The sequence below is a fragment of the Lacrimispora algidixylanolytica genome (assembly GCF_003609635.1).
Taxonomy (GTDB): Bacteria; Bacillota; Clostridia; order Lachnospirales; family Lachnospiraceae; genus Lacrimispora; species Lacrimispora algidixylanolytica.
Map to the genome: position 1 here is coordinate 216,647 of NZ_MCIA01000032.1, position 17,791 is coordinate 234,437.

Annotated in this window: 16 protein-coding genes and 1 other annotated feature; of the genes, 10 read left to right on the plus strand and 6 right to left on the minus strand. The window is 40.3% G+C overall.

Annotated features, from left to right (window positions below):
• Positions 1-64: 64 nt before the first annotated feature.
• The 4 genes from BET01_RS18070 (at position 65) to BET01_RS18085 (ending at position 5,530) form a co-directional block, all read left to right on the plus strand.
• Positions 65-979 carry a CPBP family intramembrane glutamic endopeptidase gene (locus tag BET01_RS18070; RefSeq protein ID WP_120198267.1) on the plus strand — a complete coding sequence of 305 codons (915 nt, stop codon included), beginning with the start codon at positions 65-67 and terminating at the stop codon, positions 977-979.
• Positions 980-1,025: 46 nt separating this feature from the next.
• Positions 1,026-1,277: a binding site (T-box leader), on the plus strand.
• Positions 1,278-1,497: 220 nt separating this feature from the next.
• The gene (gene leuS, locus BET01_RS18075) at positions 1,498-3,912 is read left to right on the plus strand and encodes a leucine--tRNA ligase (RefSeq protein ID WP_120198268.1); all 2,415 of its coding nucleotides are present in this window, start codon (positions 1,498-1,500) and stop codon (positions 3,910-3,912) included.
• 443 nt (positions 3,913-4,355) lie between these two features.
• Positions 4,356-4,616, plus strand: a complete 261-nt coding sequence (locus tag BET01_RS18080; RefSeq protein ID WP_120198269.1) for a hypothetical protein — start codon at positions 4,356-4,358, stop codon at positions 4,614-4,616.
• A gap of 287 nt (positions 4,617-4,903) precedes the next feature.
• Positions 4,904-5,530: a DedA family protein gene (locus BET01_RS18085; protein WP_120198270.1), complete on the plus strand. Its 627-nt coding sequence runs from the start codon at positions 4,904-4,906 to the stop codon at positions 5,528-5,530.
• 51 nt (positions 5,531-5,581) lie between these two features.
• On the opposite strand, the gene BET01_RS18090 is transcribed toward BET01_RS18085, so the two are convergent.
• Both BET01_RS18090 and BET01_RS18095 read right to left on the minus strand, forming a co-directional pair.
• Complete coding sequence (locus BET01_RS18090) at positions 5,582-5,869, minus strand: hypothetical protein (protein WP_120198271.1); 288 nt, start codon at positions 5,867-5,869, stop codon at positions 5,582-5,584.
• A 51-nt stretch (positions 5,870-5,920) separates the two neighbouring features.
• On the minus strand, positions 5,921-6,454 hold the full coding sequence (locus BET01_RS18095; RefSeq protein ID WP_120198272.1) for a hypothetical protein: 534 nt from the start codon (positions 6,452-6,454) through the stop codon (positions 5,921-5,923).
• Between the two features lie 76 nt (positions 6,455-6,530).
• On the opposite strand from BET01_RS18095, the gene BET01_RS21770 reads away from it, so the two are divergent.
• The gene (locus BET01_RS21770; RefSeq protein ID WP_166428745.1) at positions 6,531-6,680 is read left to right on the plus strand and encodes a hypothetical protein; all 150 of its coding nucleotides are present in this window, start codon (positions 6,531-6,533) and stop codon (positions 6,678-6,680) included.
• A 55-nt stretch (positions 6,681-6,735) separates the two neighbouring features.
• Here the strand turns inward: BET01_RS21770 and BET01_RS18100 are convergent, their stop codons facing one another.
• Positions 6,736-7,002 (minus strand): hypothetical protein, encoded by a 267-nt coding sequence (locus BET01_RS18100; RefSeq protein ID WP_120198273.1) that lies wholly within the window; start codon positions 7,000-7,002, stop codon positions 6,736-6,738.
• A 154-nt stretch (positions 7,003-7,156) separates the two neighbouring features.
• On the opposite strand from BET01_RS18100, the gene BET01_RS18105 reads away from it, so the two are divergent.
• A complete protein-coding gene (locus BET01_RS18105; RefSeq protein ID WP_120198274.1) occupies positions 7,157-8,335 on the plus strand; it encodes an alanyl-tRNA editing protein in 1,179 nt (392 codons plus the stop codon).
• Positions 8,322-9,470 (plus strand): AI-2E family transporter, encoded by a 1,149-nt coding sequence (locus BET01_RS18110; protein ID WP_120198275.1) that lies wholly within the window; start codon positions 8,322-8,324, stop codon positions 9,468-9,470. Before BET01_RS18105 ends, BET01_RS18110 begins: the two co-directional genes overlap by 14 nt.
• A 60-nt stretch (positions 9,471-9,530) precedes the next feature.
• Here BET01_RS18110 and BET01_RS18115 read toward each other — a convergent pair whose 3' ends face one another.
• Both BET01_RS18115 and BET01_RS18120 read right to left on the minus strand, forming a co-directional pair.
• Positions 9,531-9,767 (minus strand): polya polymerase, encoded by a 237-nt coding sequence (locus BET01_RS18115; RefSeq protein WP_120198276.1) that lies wholly within the window; start codon positions 9,765-9,767, stop codon positions 9,531-9,533.
• A gap of 100 nt (positions 9,768-9,867) precedes the next feature.
• Complete coding sequence (locus BET01_RS18120; protein WP_120198277.1) at positions 9,868-10,122, minus strand: hypothetical protein; 255 nt, start codon at positions 10,120-10,122, stop codon at positions 9,868-9,870.
• Between the two features lie 131 nt (positions 10,123-10,253).
• Here BET01_RS18120 and hemB point away from each other — a divergent pair, with 131 nt between their 5' ends.
• Positions 10,254-11,237, plus strand: coding sequence for a porphobilinogen synthase (hemB, locus tag BET01_RS18125; RefSeq protein WP_120198278.1), 984 nt, complete (start codon positions 10,254-10,256; stop codon positions 11,235-11,237).
• Here the strand turns inward: hemB and BET01_RS18130 are convergent, their stop codons facing one another.
• A complete protein-coding gene (locus BET01_RS18130; RefSeq protein ID WP_120198279.1) occupies positions 11,238-12,095 on the minus strand; it encodes a PHP domain-containing protein in 858 nt (285 codons plus the stop codon).
• Between the two features lie 182 nt (positions 12,096-12,277).
• Here BET01_RS18130 and BET01_RS18135 point away from each other — a divergent pair, with 182 nt between their 5' ends.
• Positions 12,278-13,996 carry a VanW family protein gene (locus tag BET01_RS18135; protein ID WP_120198280.1) on the plus strand — a complete coding sequence of 573 codons (1,719 nt, stop codon included), beginning with the start codon at positions 12,278-12,280 and terminating at the stop codon, positions 13,994-13,996.
• A 192-nt stretch (positions 13,997-14,188) separates the two neighbouring features.
• The gene (gene nifJ / locus BET01_RS18140) at positions 14,189-17,728 is read left to right on the plus strand and encodes a pyruvate:ferredoxin (flavodoxin) oxidoreductase (RefSeq protein ID WP_120198281.1); all 3,540 of its coding nucleotides are present in this window, start codon (positions 14,189-14,191) and stop codon (positions 17,726-17,728) included.
• The last annotated feature ends 63 nt before the right edge of the window (positions 17,729-17,791 follow it).

Below are 17,791 nucleotides of genomic sequence, written 5' to 3' on the forward strand. Positions count from 1 at the left end.
AGAATTGCGCTTTTGCCTCAACTATGGTAGACTATTAACAACTAGCAGGAGGTATCAATCAATCGTGGAAGACAAAAAAAAGGTAGTAAAGGCATTTTCCAGAATTGGATTTGGGTATGGGGCTTTCATAGCCACAACTCTTTTATTGCAGTTAGGATTTGGAGTATTTATTGCAGTGTTATCAATCTTTAACATTCATATCCCCATAGGAAACTGGTACATAGTTGTTAGTTCACTGGCTAATTATGTAGTGGGAGGTGGAATCTCGTATCTCATTATCCGTAGTATGCCTGTGACTCTAAGTACGAATTCTGAAAAAGTAAGTGCAAAAACACTTTTTGCAGGCTTTTTGGTCTGCATGAGTGGTTTATATATTGGCAACTTAATGGGGCTTGCATTGATGAAAGTGGTATCTGTTTTGCAGGGAAGACCAATGGTGAACCCTGTGACAGAGATTTTAAATGGTCTGAGCGGCTGGGCAATTTTACTTGTCATGGTAATTATGGCACCTATTTTTGAAGAGATCTTGTTTCGTAAGGTGTTAATCGACCGAGTAAGAGTTTATGGTGACAAAGCGGCTATCATTATGTCTGGTTTTATCTTTGGACTTAGCCACGGCAATTTTTATCAGTTTTTTTATGCGTTTTTTATTGGCATTGTACTTGCATATATTTACATACACACGGGAAAACTCCGTTATACAATCCTTTTTCATATGGCAATCAATTTCATTGGTTCCATACTTGGATTAAAGGTTCAGGAAGTTAGGTGGCTGATTCCCATTTATTCAATCATTATGCTTATGGCTGTGGCAGCAGGCATCGTTATTTTCTTTCAAAACCGAAAAAACCTTATATTCCAGCCGGGGCAAAAAGAGACTTGGGGAAGGGGAAGCTTTAAGACTTTGTTCTTAAACTTCGGTATGATTTTCTTTTTCCTACTTTCTACCGCGACCTTTGTTCTTTCAGAAATACGGTAAAATGCGGTTGACACAGTACTTCTATTATGTTACATTTACAGTTAGCAAAAATACAGTGATTAGGAGTAGTAAGCAGTCTGAAGCATGCAGAGAGCCAGCGGTAGGTGAGAGCTGGTTGGGGACGATTGCTGAACTGGCCTTTGAGTAGCGTACTGAAGGAAAAATATCTTTTTCTGCGTAGGTATTGCCGGAAACCCGACCGTTATAACGGGAGGATATGAATTTCATATCCAATTGAGAGCATACGAGTATTGTATGAAATAGAGTGGTACCACGCGGATGAATCTGCGTCTCTATGGCTGATTTTATAATGGCCTGAGGCGCTTTTTTTGTGTAACAGGAGATCATGTCTTATTACACAAAAAGCCCTACCGGGCGGGATGCACATGACACGCATAAGGAAGATTGCCACGATCGTGGCAGCGTGTCAGTGCGAGGGTCTGGCAAGCCAGACTCTTTGTCCTTGCTCCTCAGACATTAAATGAAAGGGATAGCCCTAGTTAAAAGGAGGAAATGTTATGGCAACATCTTACAACCACAGTGCCATTGAAAAGAAATGGCGCGAGAACTGGGCGGAGGCCCCCATCAATATTAATGATGGAAAAAAACCAAAATATTATTGTTTGGATATGTTTCCATATCCGTCAGGCAGCGGTCTTCATGTAGGTCACTGGAGAGGATATGTAATTTCTGATGTGTGGAGCCGTTATCAGATTTTAAAAGGACATTATGTGATCCATCCTATGGGCTGGGATGCATTTGGTCTTCCGGCAGAGAATTATGCCATTAAGATGGGGGTTCATCCAGCAAAATCTACAGCAGAAAATGTATCAAATATCAAACGTCAGATCAATGAGATTGCAGCAGTGTATGACTGGGATATGGAAGTTAATACCACAGACCCTAAGTTTTACAAGTGGACTCAGTGGATCTTTGTTCAGATGTTTAAAAAGGGATTGGCTTATGAAAAGGAATTCCCAATCAACTGGTGTCCTTCCTGTAAGACAGGTCTTGCCAATGAAGAAGTAGTAAATGGTTGCTGCGAGCGTTGCGCAACTCCTGTAACAAAGAAGAATTTAAGACAGTGGATGTTAAAGATCACTGCTTATGCAGACAGATTGTTAGATGATTTAGATAAGCTGGACTGGCCGGATAAAGTAAAAAAGATGCAGACCGACTGGATTGGTAAATCTTACGGCGCTGAGATCGATTTCAAGGTAGAAGGAAGAGACGAAGCGATTACCGTATATACCACAAGACCTGATACTTTATTTGGTGCTACTTTTATGGTATTGGCACCAGAACATGGTCTTGCAACGTCCCTTGCTACTCCTGAGAATAAGGAAGCAGTGGAGGCTTATATTTATGATTCTTCCATGAAATCCAACGTAGACCGTCTTCAGGACAAGGAAAAGACTGGCGTATTTACCGGCAGTTATGCCACCAATCCGTTAAATGGTGCCAAGGTGCCGATCTGGCTTTCTGATTACGTTCTTGCTGATTATGGAACCGGTGCTATCATGTGTGTACCAGCTCATGATGATAGAGATTTTGATTTTGCAAAGAAATATAATGTTCCGATTATCCAGGTTATTGCAAAGGACGGAAAAGAAATTGAGAACATGACAGAAGCATATACCGATGCCAGCGGAATCATGATCAATTCCGGAGAATGGAACGGCATGGAATCTTCCGTTCTTAAAAAAGAAGCACCTGCCATGATTGAAGAGAGAGGTCTTGGCAAGAAAACAGAAAACTTCAAACTTCGTGACTGGGTATTTTCCAGACAGCGTTATTGGGGAGAACCAATTCCTATCATTCATTGCCCACATTGTGGTAATGTACCGGTTCCAGAAGATCAGCTTCCACTCACACTTCCAGAGGTTGAAACCTATCAGCCAACTGGAACAGGAGAATCACCTCTAGCAGACATCGAAGAATGGGTAAACACTACCTGTCCTCAGTGTGGTGGTGCAGCTAAGAGAGAAACCAATACCATGCCACAGTGGGCTGGTTCTTCCTGGTACTTCCTTCGTTATGTAGATAGCCACAATGACAATGAACTGGTTTCCAGAGAAAAAGCAGATAAATTCCTTCCAGTAGACATGTATATCGGAGGCGTAGAGCATGCAGTGCTTCATCTTTTATATTCCCGTTTCTACACCAAGTTTTTAAATGACATTGGAGTGGTAGATTTTGATGAGCCGTTCGTAAAACTGTTCAACCAGGGTATGATTACTGGTAAGAATGGAATTAAGATGAGTAAGTCAAAAGGAAATGTAGTTTCTCCTGATGAACTGGTTCGTGATTATGGCTGTGATTCCCTTCGTATGTATGAGCTTTTTGTTGGACCACCAGATTTGGATGCAGAATGGGATGACAGAGGAATTGAAGGAGTCAGCCGTTTCTTAAACCGTTTCTGGAATTTAGTTGCAGAAAGCAGCAAAAAGGACATAGAGCCAACCAGAGACATGATCCGTCTTCGTAATAAGATGATTTTTGATATTGACCAGAGATTCAATCAGTTTAATTTAAATACTGTAATTTCCGGTTTCATGGAATATAACAATAAATTCATTGAATTGTCCAAAAAGACAGGCGGCATTGATAAAGAGACACTTAAGACCTTCGTGGTTTTACTTGCTCCATTTGCTCCTCATATCGGAGAGGAATTATGGAACCAGCTTGGTGGAACCGATTCTGTTTTCCATGATCAGTGGCCTATGTGTGACCAGGAAGCAATGAAAGATGATGAAGTTGAGATCGCAGTTCAAGTAAATGGTAAGACAAAGGCAGTGGTTAAGCTTCCTGCTGATGTATCAAAGGAAGATGCCATATTAGCAGGTAAGGAAATGATTCTTGATAAAATTACAGGAACCATTGTAAAAGAAATTTACGTTCCAGGTAGAATCATTAATGTGGTTTGTAAATAGAGACATCTGAGCTATAATTAATATTTGGAATAGCCGAACTAATGAAAGAGCTTATAATTGATCAAGTAAATTGATTAATTATAGCATTATGATAAGGACATTATGACTGTAGAAATGCGGTTCTAATGTCCTTGTTTTTGTATTACATAATAGGGTTGTTAATACCTTATGAGGTATAGTTTTTGTGGAGTGGGTTACAGCGTTTACTTGCAAACTAGTAGTGGAATTTACGTATTGTTAGGATCAAGATAAACTTTAAATATTTTAGAATAACGGTACTTTATTTAAAAATTGTAGGTTTAGCAGGAAAGCATTGCAAGTTATTCAAATAGGAAGTATAATCGCTTTAATAGTGATTCTATTATTGTTTCATGGAAGTTACAATAATAGTTTTATATAGGCAAATGATTAGGGTAATTAAGATAATCTATGGGAGAAGACCAATGAAAACATTACAAGATTTAGAGAAGATGAAAGAAGTAAGTAATAAACATTTCACCAATCAATATGAGTATTATTTTGAATGCTTAAAAGATCGCTATAGATTTAACAAACAAGGTGGGCTTGATACGATTAAGAGTGAGCTAAGCAAGTGGGATAAAGAATGTCAACTTTTTATGATAAATAAAATAGTTAATGATCTAACGATCAGTGGTCTGTATTTTGATCAGGATGAGTTGTTTCATTTATTAGATGAAAAATAAGATTACAATGTACGAATAAGCTGTAAATAAACATTAAGTTTGATATTCCAGACATGAAGAATGTTTAAGTTGATAGGAAATAAGGTAAGATACATAGCTTATCTGGCGGTATCAAATTCAGGTAAATCTTTTGTTAAGTTTGTATAACCTTGACGATAACGCATATGTAGCCTATACTATCAATGTAATTTTAATCAATCAAGCGATATCAATTAAATAACATACATTAAGGACATTATGGCATATTAATATGGCTGATAATGTCCTTTTCATAGAAAGGCATTAAAATGGATCAATTTATCATTCAGGCAATGAATCATTACGGATATCTTGCAATCATGGTTTTTGTAGTACTTGAAAATATTCTCCCTTTTGTTCCGTCAGAACTTGTGTTGACATTTGCGGGGCTTATGACCACTCAAACTGCCATGACAGTGCCAGGAGTCATCATAGACGCCACTGTTTTATCGGTAGTGGGTTCTCTTGGGCTATATGGCATAGGACGCTTTATATCGGAAGATAGGCTGGCTGCTTTGGTGGATACAAAACTAGGAAGGCTCCTTGGTTTTAAAAAAGACGATATTTATAAATCCACGGAGTGGTTTCAAAAAAAAGGAAAATATTCGGTATTGTTTTGTAGATGCGTTCCAGTCTTAAGATGTCTCATTTCACTGCCAGCTGGTACTTCTAAGATGAACTTGCCAATATTTATCTTATTTACCTTTATCGGTTCGTTATTTTGGAACCTGATACTTGTAAATATGGGAGCAGCGGCAGGAAATAACTGGAAAGTCATTGTACATAAACTAGGGTTTGCAACCTCAGTAATTGGTGCAGTGGTTCTTTGTGCCTGTGGTGCAGCATTTTTATTATTCTTAAAAAAGCGGATTAAAGAAGCGAAGATAGAAGAATAGAGGGAAAGGGACATTATGGTTGATTTTACAATCAACCATAATGTCCCTTTTTTACTTCTTATTCCGATTCATTAGGTTCTTTGATAGCATGCGGAGGGTCTCCATACGGTTTTTCTCCGCTGGAGACATGTTAGCACTCATAATAGAGATGAGCAGGTCGGTTTCCTCGTTATTAAATTGGATCCCTTTCTGACTAGCTTCTGCGTTCAAAGACATGAGTGTAGTCATGAGCTGGTTTTGTGGGGTTTTTTCTACCCGGTTAGCAAATTCGTTTAGCAAAGCAATTTTCTGGGAATTCATCTTTTTAAGCCTTGGGTCCTGTTTCCAGTTTGAGTTCATGGATTGCGATCTTCCTTTCTGCGTGAATATGTAAATTCTTCTGGTGGCGTGTTAATTCATCTGCTGCATGGCGGACATCATTAGCTGCATTGTGTCAAACATGGACTGCTGTTCTGGTGGCATAAAATTCTTTATCTGATCAAAAGGCATTCTGCCAAAAGGATTGTTTTGACGCTTGGTATTTTGCGTTTTGTTCTCTCCTTCGGACTGAGCCTGTACAGGGACGCTGGAAGTAGGGACAAAGTCCTGATACGCACCCGCAATTTTAAATCCCTGAAAAGTATTGAGGATTAAGTCTATTAAGTCCTGTTCGTTCTGGTTAGCAAAGTGCTTGATGGTGTTAAGCATCTCGATGGGAGAGTCTGGTGACTGACGATTATCGGCAGAACAGATTCCCATAGTTGCGACCTCTTCCTCCTCAAATAGGTTTATAGTGCGCTGCAGCTCGTTGAATTTAACAAAGTAAGAGATAAAACGCTGCTGAGGCGCTTCCATGAAAGGCAGAGCGGCCTTCATCATCTGTAAATGATTATTTTCGATGCGAGAATCTAGATCATTAGCGCGCATATTTTGTTCATCGTTCATAGCTTAAGATCCTTAATTTTCTTGTTGACAATATATGCGGCTGCATATATTAGTATTACAGGAGAGTGATATTGATATGAGAAGTAGATTAATTATAGATGGTAATGCCGTATACGAAATTGATGATGAGTGTATGAAGAGGAAACAGACCCGTAACCCCAGTAAGGGAAGCGAAAACCAAGGCCCATATATGAGGCCAGACCAGAACGGCGGCCAGAGCCGCTAACGGATGAAAACAGGGCCCGATTCATAAGGAATCGGGCCCCATTTTATGTTCGTTTTTAGCAGCAGAAATTATTTCCACCACCAAAACCACCAAAACCGCCACCGCCGCCGCAGCAGGACAGAAGAATGATGATCCAAATCCAACTACCACAACCATCATTACCGCCACAACCGCCACCGCAATTGTTGCCACAACCGCTATTGCCGCCGCCACCGCAGCAGCAAAGGATCAGGATAAGCCATATAAAATTAAAGCCACTTCCATTGTTACATCCTCCGTTGTCGCATCCGCATCCACAGTTAGTTGCTGCCAGATCACTCATATTGGTTCCTCCAAATATTTTGTTTACAATGTAAGTGTATGAATGTCAGCTTGCCACTGTTTCCAAATATTTTGAAAAAATTTAGTTTTCATGTGATTGAACTTATCCAATTGTTGTGTATAATAAGTAACAACAGGAAAAAGAGGTGCAGAAGATGGAAAAATTATATTATGAAAAACCATATGTAACGAATTTTGAAGCCGAAGTCGTTGACTGCAGGCCGGGAAAGAACGGACAGTACGAGGTTTATTTGAATCGGACAGCGTTTTACCCAGAAGGCGGTGGCCAGCCAGCAGATGCAGGCAGGCTTGGAGAAGCTAAGGTTCTTGATGTCCAGGAAAGGGCAGAGGGGATTGTTCATATCGTTGACATGCAGCTATTGCCTGGAAGTAAGTTGATAGGAATCATAGACTGGGATAGAAGGTTCTCCCACATGCAGAATCACTCCGGGGAGCATATTTTGTCCGGCATCGTACATAAACATTATGGTTATGATAATGTGGGATTTCATATGGGAAAAGACGAGATTACAGTAGATTTTAATGGAGTGCTTACTTGGGATCAGGCAGAAGCTATCGAAGAAGAGGTAAATGACCTTATCTGGAAAAATGTACCCATAAATGAATGTTATCCTTCCAAAGAAGAACTTTTTTCTATGGATTACCGCAGCAAAAAAGAATTAAGCGGGCAGGTCCGTATCATAGAAATTCCAAATGGAGATGTTTGTGCCTGTTGTGGAACTCATGTAATGAATACAGGAGAGATTGGCATGGTAAAAGTGACCAGTCTTATGAATTACAAAGGCGGAGTAAGAATGTCAATGCTGTGTGGGAAGTTGGCCCTTCTTGATTATCGTAAGAAAATGAAATCCGTATCCACTATTTCTGCCCTTTTATCGGCCAAGCCTGATGGGATTTTGGATGCAGTGGATAAATTAAAAGAGGAAGGGTTGAAAAAGGACGGCTTGATTGGCCGTTTGTTTAAGGAGCTACTAGAGAGAAAAGTGTTGGAATATCCCATATCTGAACAGCCTCTTGCAGTATTTGAAGATGGATTAACTCCGGTTCAACTTAGACAACTTTGTACCATGCTGTATGAAGCGCAAAAAGGAAATGTGGTTCTTGTGTGTTCCGGTGCAGATGATATGTATCAGTATGCAGTTGGAAGCAGCTTAATGGATATGCGTTCCTTATCAAAGGTTTTAAATGAGAAGCTTAGCGGTCGTGGTGGCGGAAATTCTTTGATGGCACAGGGAACCTTCCGTGCTTTTGCAAAGGAGATAGAAGAGATATTTGTAAACGAGATAAAAGGAGAACAAGATGGAGTTAAGTGAGGCTACAATTAAGAAAATTCGTTGGCTGATTGTATTTGCAGTGGCAGCCGTAGTTATAGGTTTTAACTACAGAAGTGTATTTGGATACGTTGTAAAGATATTTGGATTTATTACACCATTCTTACTGGGTGGGGTTATGGCATTTATTATCAATGTTCCTATGCAGAGAATTGAAACACTTTTGCCTTTAAAGAGAGATAGCAAGCTACTTCGGCCATTAAGTTTATGTATTTCCATCATCTTTGTGGTTGGAGTTGTAGTTTTGGTTACCTTCGTAGTTATGCCTCAGGTGATTGATACTCTTTTAAGTTTGCAAAATAGCATGCCTGCGTTCTTAACAGGAGTTAAAACTGAGGCAGAGAAGCTATTTGCCCAGTTCCCGGAAGTTGCAGATTATATTAATAGCATTGAAATAGACTGGAAATCCTTTTTAAACCGAGTGGTAGAGTTTCTATCCAATGGGGCAGGAACGGTGTTATCATCTACACTATCCGCAGCTATGTCTATTATAAGTGGGGTTACCACCTTTGTTATTGGTTTTGTATTTGCTGTTTATATTCTGCTACAGAAAGAAACGTTATCACGCCAGTTTAAAACGGTGATGAGAGCTTATCTCCCGGATGCAGTGACTACACGCACGTTGGAAATACTGGATCTTGTCCATACTACATTCGCCAACTTTTTTGCGGGGCAGTGTCTGGAGGCAGTGATACTTGGAAGTATGTTTTTTGTTACACTATCCATCTTTAAGCTTCCCTATGCTCTTTTAATCGGCGTATTAATTGCATTTACTGCGTTGATACCTATGTTTGGAGCGTTTATAGGCTGTGCGATCGGAGCGTTTTTAATGCTCATGGTTCAGCCTCTGCAAGCATTGATATTTCTTATCATATTCTTTGTACTTCAGCAGATTGAAGGAAACTTAATCTATCCTCATGTAGTTGGAAATTCTGTTGGTCTTCCTTCTATGTGGGTACTGGTAGCTGTCACCCTTGGAGGCAGCACCATGGGAGTCGTGGGAATGCTTATATTCATTCCTTTGAGCTCTGTATTGTATACCCTTCTACGGGAAGCAGTCAATGTGAGACTAAAAAAAGAGAAGGCAGTCAAAAGTAAAAAAACCTTAATACCATAAGAAATCCCCTGGAATCTTGGCATTGCAACATCGGTCCAAGATTCCAGGGGATTTTAAGTTTTATATTCCTTGATACATGTATTTGATCAGTCGTTCTACATCTTCCGGATCATGGGCAACGAGCTCAAGCTCATCAATGAAGCCGTTGGAAAAGATAGTAGCCATAGAAAAATACTGGCTTAGTTTTGATTTTAAATTGATTCGGTCCCCTTCCGAGGAAACCAATTCTACTGTTCCCTTACATTCCTCGATGACTTTAAAAAACTTCTCAACATCTTTAATATTATGAACTTTCATATAAATCCCTCCTTAGGATAGGGGTGGAAATGTCAATGTTTCTACGCTTATATTATACCAATGATTCCCAGATTCTACAATATGAAATTAAGAAAATGCCTTAATCAAAGTCTGCATGAAAGACCTGGGTGGGCGTATGAACATCCATTGAACTCAAGTTAAATTGGTCATCAAAAATCTGTATTTTGTATTCGTAAAAAATATCATCTGTCTTTTTGGACATGAAGACATAAGCACCTGGTTCTTTGTCTTCAATCTCATCACTGATTTCATTATAAATCTCTTCCCCATTCACTGGGCCGTTATAACCGCTCATGCGGATGGTTTCTTCTATTGCCTGATACAGTTCTTCCATAAAGGTACCTCATTTCTATTTCGTATTATACAAATACTATTATAAGCATTTTTTCATTTGACTGCAAGAATTACTTGAATCTTATAAAAGAGGGTGTATAATAGGACAGGAATAAAATGGAGGTAAGATAAATGGATTTATTATACAGACCAAGAAGGCTGCGAACATCGGATACTTTGAGAAAAATGGTAAGGGAAACAAGAGTTTCCAAGCAGTCTCTGATTTATCCCCTGTTTGTTATAGATGGAGAAGGCATTACTGAGGAAATCTCCACCATGGAAGGGCAGTTTCGCTACAGCGTAGACAGGCTTTCTCTTATTATGGACCGATTGGTAAGTGCCGGAGTGGAAAAATTAATGCTATTTGGTATTCCGGCACAAAAAGATACCTGTGGAAGCCAGGCATTTGATGATGAGGGTATTGTTCAGCGGGCAATCCGCTTTATTAGAAAGAACTATCCTAATGTATATATTATTACAGATGTCTGTATGTGCGAATATACGTCTCATGGCCACTGTGGCATTCTCTGCGGGGAAAACGTGGATAACGATAAGACGCTTGAATATTTAAATAAGATTGCAGTATCTCATGCCCTTGCAGGCGCGCATATGGTGGCTCCCTCTGATATGATGGATGGGCGTATCGGCTCCATGAGGGAGGCCCTCGATGAAGCCGGATTCTTAAATGTGCCCATTATGGCTTATTCTGCAAAATATGCTTCGGCATTTTATGGTCCATTCCGGGAAGCAGCCGGATCTGCACCGTCTTTTGGAGATCGAAAAAGCTACCAGATGGATTATCATAACCGGAAAGAAGCATTAAAGGAAACAGACCTAGATGTATCCGAAGGTGCTGATATTATCATGGTTAAGCCTGCCCTTTCCTATCTTGATATTATAAGAGAAGTGGCAGACCGACATGAAGTTCCAGTTGCCGCGTACAGCGTTAGTGGGGAATATGCCATGATAAAAGCAGCCTCAAAAGCAGGCTTTATAGATGAAGAAAAGGTGATATGCGAATCTGCAGTCAGCATCTTCCGTGCTGGGGCAGATATCTTAATCACTTATTTTGCAATAGAATTGGCAGGTTTTATGGAAGAAGGAAAAATAGGCTGATTAAAGCTCCAACTGTTCCTGACGGTACTTTTTGATGTCTTCAAGCAGAAGATAAGAGATACGAAGTCCTCCCCGACCGTTGCCTAAATCAATGTCAGGTTTGTTGCTTCCATGGAAGTCTGAACCTCCTGTTGGGAAGAGTCCGTATTGCTTTGTAAGCTTTTTTAGTTTTCCACTTTCATAGGAATTGTTGGAAGAGTGATAAACCTCCAGACCAAGAAGTCCCAGATCTTTTAAATCCATTACCAGCTCTTCCGTTTTTTTATCTCCCATGTGATATAGATAGGGATGAGCCAGAACTGGAAATGCATGATTATCCTTCAGGATTTTCATGGCATGCTCTGGAGTGATATCTTCCTTTTTCGGGCAGAAGTGACAACCATAAGTCAAGTACTTTTTAAATGCTTGATCCATGGTTTTAACATATCCCTTTTCGCAGAGCACCCGGGCAAAATGAGCACGGGTTATGACTGTCCTTGGGTTGCCGGCGGTTACTTCTTCCAGGGTAAATTTCATATCGGCTTCCTGGAAGCGTCGGATTATCTCCTGATTTCTTTTGTCCCTGATATTTTTAAGTACGCTGATTTCTGAAATGAAATGCGGATCGGAAGAATCCACAAATAGTCCCAGAATGTGAATTTCCTGACCTTTATAGACGCAGGAAAGTTCAATGCCCGGGATAATATCTAAGGGCTGGTTAAAAGAAGCCTCTTTCGCTTCTTCTAAACCGTCAATGGTATCGTGATCTGTCAGCGCAATGGCTGTCAGTTTTTTTTTGACGGCAAGCGACACAATCTCAGATGGAGTCAAGGTTCCATCCGAGGCATTGGAATGAACGTGTAAATCAACTAAATTCATAGAAACCTCCAAATTGAAATAGTTTGGTAACACTATAATAACATGTTTTTTACATTCTGTAAAATGTAGAAAAAACTCGAAAACTAAATAAATAAAATTCATAAAATCGTAATAGCATTTACCACAAAGTATGGTATACTACTCAATGTAAAACTACATAATCATGTAAAAAGGTGAAATTAATGAGTCAGGTGGATAACAGACAAAGAGGTGGAGGAAGAACCAACTCCTCCCAGAACGAAGACAAAAGAAACACGCAGGGAACAAGCCGAAGAACAAGCCAGTCCTATAGGCAAAACGGCTCGAATCAGTTAAGACGTGGTAAGAAAAGAAGAAGAGGTCCTCAGTACGACATAACGAAAGTGTTGTTGGGGATTATTATCGCTGTTATCTCGGTAATCGGGGTTATGGCGGCTGTTAAGTTGGTCGGAAGTGGTAAAGCCAAGGAGACAGAAGTGATTTCATCAACGGTGCAGCAGACTGAGTTAAAAAAGGATGTAAAAATTGAGGATGTTTCCATTACAGGAATGTCAAGAGAAGAAGCTCGTGATGCGATTGAAAAAAAGTATCAGTGGCAAATAAATATTACTTATAAAGACGATGAGTATAAATTTAAAAATCTTTTGGATAAAAAGGTAGACGCCTTATTAGAGGAGATTTATACAAAAGATCCGAAAGAAAGCTACACCTTAAGCCTCGATGGAATGGAAGAGGATGTTAAGGCTGAAGTGAAAGCAATTGCTGAAAAATGGGATGTTCAAGCGAAAAACGGTTCCATATCCGGATTTGACAAAAAAACTGGAGAATTCACTTATGCGGGTGAACAAAATGGTGTTGTAATCGATCAGGATAAACTTACTGCAGATTTACTGGCACAGCTTAAAACAAAGAATTTTCAGGCTGTAATTCCCGCAACAGGCAAAGAAGTAGCTCCAAAGATTACAGAAGCTCAGGCGAAAAAGCTTTATAAAACAATTGGTACTTATGGTACCACAACCACATCAAACAGTGAACGTAATAAGAATATCGAACTGGCCTCTAATGCATTAGACGGTCTGATATTAAAGCCCGGAGAAGAGTTTTCCTTTAATAAAGCAACTGGGGAAAGATCCTCTGCTAAAGGTTACCGTCCAGCAGGAGCATATCTAAACGGAGTATTGGTTGAAGAGCCAGGAGGTGGTGTATGCCAGGTTTCTTCTACCTTATATAATGCAGTGGTTTTCTCTGGTCTTACGACAACAGAGCGCCACGCTCACAGCTATGAACCTTCCTATGTAACACCAGGAGAAGATGCTATGGTAAGCTTTGGTGGACCGGATATGAAATTCGTAAATAGTTCTTCCAGTGCCATCGCCATCAGAGCAAGTTTTTCTAAACAAAAACTTAAAATATCCATTGTTGGTATCCCGATTTTAGAGGATGGAATTACCTATTCCATGTCTTCCAAAAAGACCGCAGAGCTAGATGCCCCTGCTCCGAACTATGAGGAGGACCAGACACTACAACCCAATGAGCAAAAGATTGTTAAAGCGGAAACTAAGGGAAGCCGGTGGGTAACCAATTTGGTGAAGAAAAAGGATGGTGTAGTAACCAGTGATGAGTTTTTTCATAACAGCACTTACCGGGGAAAACCAGCTACTATTAAGAGAAACACCTCTGGTGTAGTAGTGCCAGGCACCAATCCGTCTGATACTGGTAATCCAACAGGTTCTCAAAATCCAGGGGAAACAACGGCTCCTCATGGGAATGAGGTTCCTGTAACTCCATCCGCAACGGAAGGGCAGCAGGAAAAGCCAACTGCACCTGAGACACAGCCTACAAAACCACAGGGGCCCTCCGATAATGGAGGAGACGCTTCCTCGGCTACGGAAAATATTGTTCCACCAAATCCAATGAACTGATAGGTATTTAAGATAGAAAAGACTGGACATTTCACACTGTCCGGTCTTTTTTTCGATTGTTCCAAAAAGAATACTTAAATTTCCAGTTTTAATATTTGCTTTTTGATAAATAATTGTTATAATAATGTCAGGTCACTTTCCCATTCCGGGAATTATTTACTAAATATTCACATTTGCAGGAGGAAATCTAAAATGGCAAGAAAAATGAAAACCATGGATGGTAACCACGCAGCAGCACATGCGTCTTACGCATTTACTGATGTTGCGGCTATTTATCCGATTACCCCATCTACACCTATGGCTGAAGCCACAGATGAATGGTCAACAGACGGAAGGACAAACATCTTCGGACAGACGGTGCAGATTACAGAGATGCAGTCTGAGGCAGGTGCAGCAGGTGCAGTACACGGTTCATTAACAGCAGGTGCACTGACTACTACCTATACGGCGTCCCAGGGTCTGTTACTTATGATTCCTAACTTATATAAAATTGCAGGTGAGCAGTTGCCAGCAGTAATCAATGTTTCAGCACGTGCCATTGCAACCCATGCGTTATCTATTTTTGGCGATCACTCTGACATATATGCATGCCGCCAGACTGGTTGTGCTATGTTATGTGAATCCAGCGTACAGGAAGTTATGGACTTAACTCCAGTCGCTCATATGGCTGCTCTTGAAGGTAAGATACCTTTTATCAACTTCTTTGACGGTTTCCGTACATCCCATGAGATTCAGAAAGTGGAAACATGGGATTATGAAGATTTAGCAGATATGGTAAATATGGATTCAGTCGATGAATTCCGCCGTAATGCTTTAAATCCAAACAATCCTAACATTAGAGGTTCTGCTCAGAACCCTGATATTTTCTTCCAGGCAAGAGAAGCTTGTAATCCATATTACGAAGCTCTTCCAGGTATCGTTCAGAAATACATGGACAAGGTGAATGAAAAGATCGGTACTGACTATAAATTATTCAACTACTATGGAGCTGCTGATGCAGATCATGTAATCATTTCCATGGGTTCTGTCAATGAAACGATTGAAGAGACCATTGATTATCTGGTTAAGGCTGGCCATAAGGTAGGTGTTATAAAGGTTCGTTTATTCAGACCATTCAGTGCTCAGGCGCTGATCGATGCAATTCCTGATTCTGTTAAGACAATCTCTATCTTAGACAGAACAAAAGAACCAGGATCTTTAGGCGAGCCACTGTTCTTAGACGTTGTTGCTGCTATTAGAGGAACAAAGTTTGATCAGGTAAAGATTTTGGCAGGACGCTACGGTTTAGGTTCCAAGGATACAACTCCAGCTCAGATCGCTGCAGTTTATGAGAACAAAACAAAAACTCCATTTACTATCGGTATTGTGGATGATGTAACTTTCTTATCTCTTGAAAGTGGCACTCCAATTATTACAACACCAGAAGGAACAACTAACTGTAAGTTCTGGGGTCTTGGTGCTGATGGTACTGTAGGTGCGAATAAGAACTCCATTAAGATCATTGGTGATAACACTGATATGTATGCTCAGGCTTACTTTGACTATGATTCCAAGAAGTCCGGCGGTGTTACTATGTCCCATTTACGTTTTGGACATAAGCCAATCAAATCCACTTATTTAATCCGTAAGGCAAACTTTGTAGCTTGCCATAATCCTTCCTATGTACGTAAGTACAATATGGTTCAGGAACTGGTTGATGGTGGTGTATTTTTATTGAACTGCCCATGGGATGCAGAAGGTCTTGATAAGCATTTACCTGGACAGGTTAAAAAGTACATTGCAGATCACAATATTAAGTTCTACACCATTGACGGTGTTAAGATCGGTATTGAGACTGGTATGGGACAGACACGTATTAACACAATTCTTCAGTCTGCATTCTTTGAACTTACAGGAATCATTCCTGCTGAAAAAGCAATTGAACTGATGAAGGCTGCTGCAAAGGCTACTTACGGACGTAAGGGTGATGAGATTGTTCAGAAAAACTGGGCAGCGATTGACGCTGGTGCTAAGGGTGCTGTTCAGGTTGAAGTACCAGAAAGCTGGAAGAATTGTTCCGACGAAGGTCTTGACTATAAGATGATTACAGAAGGAAAGCAGGATGTTGTTAACTTTGTAAATAACATTCAGACAAAAGTAAGTGCCCAGGAAGGCGATTCCTTACCAGTATCTGCATTTGTTGATTATGCGAATGGTTCTACACCATCAGGCTCTGCTGCTTTTGAGAAGCGTGGTATTGCTGTTAATATTCCTAGTTGGAATCCAGACAACTGTATCCAGTGTAACTTCTGTGCTTACGTTTGTCCTCACGCAGTTATCCGTCCAGTTGCTCTGACAGATGACGAAGCTACTGGCAGACCAGAAGAGATGATGACTCTAGGAATGACAGGTATGCCAGGATATCAGTTCGCTATTACTGTTTCTGCATTTGACTGTACTGGTTGTGGATCTTGTGCTAACGTTTGTCCTGGAAAGAAGGGCGAGAAGGCTCTTACTATGGTAAATATGGAAGCTAATTGCGATGTGACACAGAAAGTATTTGATTTCGGTCAGACTCTTCCTATTAAGCAGGAAGTTATTACTAAGTTCAAAGAAAACAGTGTTAAGGGTAGCCAGTTTAAAAAGCCACTTCTTGAGTTCTCAGGAGCATGTGCTGGTTGTGGCGAGACTCCTTACGCAAAATTAGTTACTCAGTTATACGGAGATAGAATGTACATTGCGAATGCAACTGGATGTTCTTCTATCTGGGGTAACTCTTCACCATCTACACCTTACACTGTTAATTCTGAGGGACAGGGCCCAGCTTGGTCTAACTCCTTATTTGAGGACAATGCAGAGTTTGGTTATGGTATGCTTTTAGCTCAGAATGCCCTTAGAGGTGGTTTGAAATCAAAGGTAGAAGAGATATTAAACTCCGAAAAATCTTCTGAAGCTGTGAAAACGGCTTGTCAGGAATACCTTGACACCTATTCAGTTGGTGCAACTAACGGTGCTGCTACAGACAAATTATTAGCAGAGTTAGAAGGTTGTGATTGTGAATTAGGCAAGGATATTTTAAAGAATAAGAGCTACCTGAGTAAAAAATCTCAGTGGATCTTTGGTGGTGACGGTTGGGCTTATGATATCGGTTTCGGTGGTGTTGACCACGTTCTTGCCAGTGGCAAAGACATCAACATCTTTGTATTCGATACAGAAATCTACTCCAATACAGGCGGTCAGTCTTCTAAGGCAACTAAGACTGGTGCAGTTGCTCAGTTCGCAGCCGGCGGTAAGGAAACAAACAAGAAAGACTTAGCAAGTATTGCAATGAGCTACGGTTATGTATACGTTGCACAGATCGCTATGGGTGCAGATTATGCTCAGACTGTGAAAGCAATTTCTGAGGCTGAGGCTTATCCAGGCCCATCTCTGATCATTGCTTACGCTCCATGTATCAGCCATGGTATCAAAAAGGGTATGTCGAAAGCTCAGACAGAAGAGAAGTTGGCAGTTGAATGTGGTTACTGGAATAACTTCCGTTTTAATCCTTCTGCAGCAAAGAAATTCACTTTAGATAGCAAGCCTCCTGTATTAGAAGGATATCAGGAATTCTTAAAGGGTGAGGTTCGTTACGCTTCCTTAGCAATGAAGAATCCTGAGAGAGCAGCTGAATTATTCGCGAAGAATGAGGAAGATGCAAAAGCAAGATTTGATTATCTTCAGAAATTGGTTACTTTATACGGAAATGAATAATTGAAGTATAGAAGCTCTTTGACCAGATCGTTTAGATTTGTTATAAGATAGTAAGATCAAACG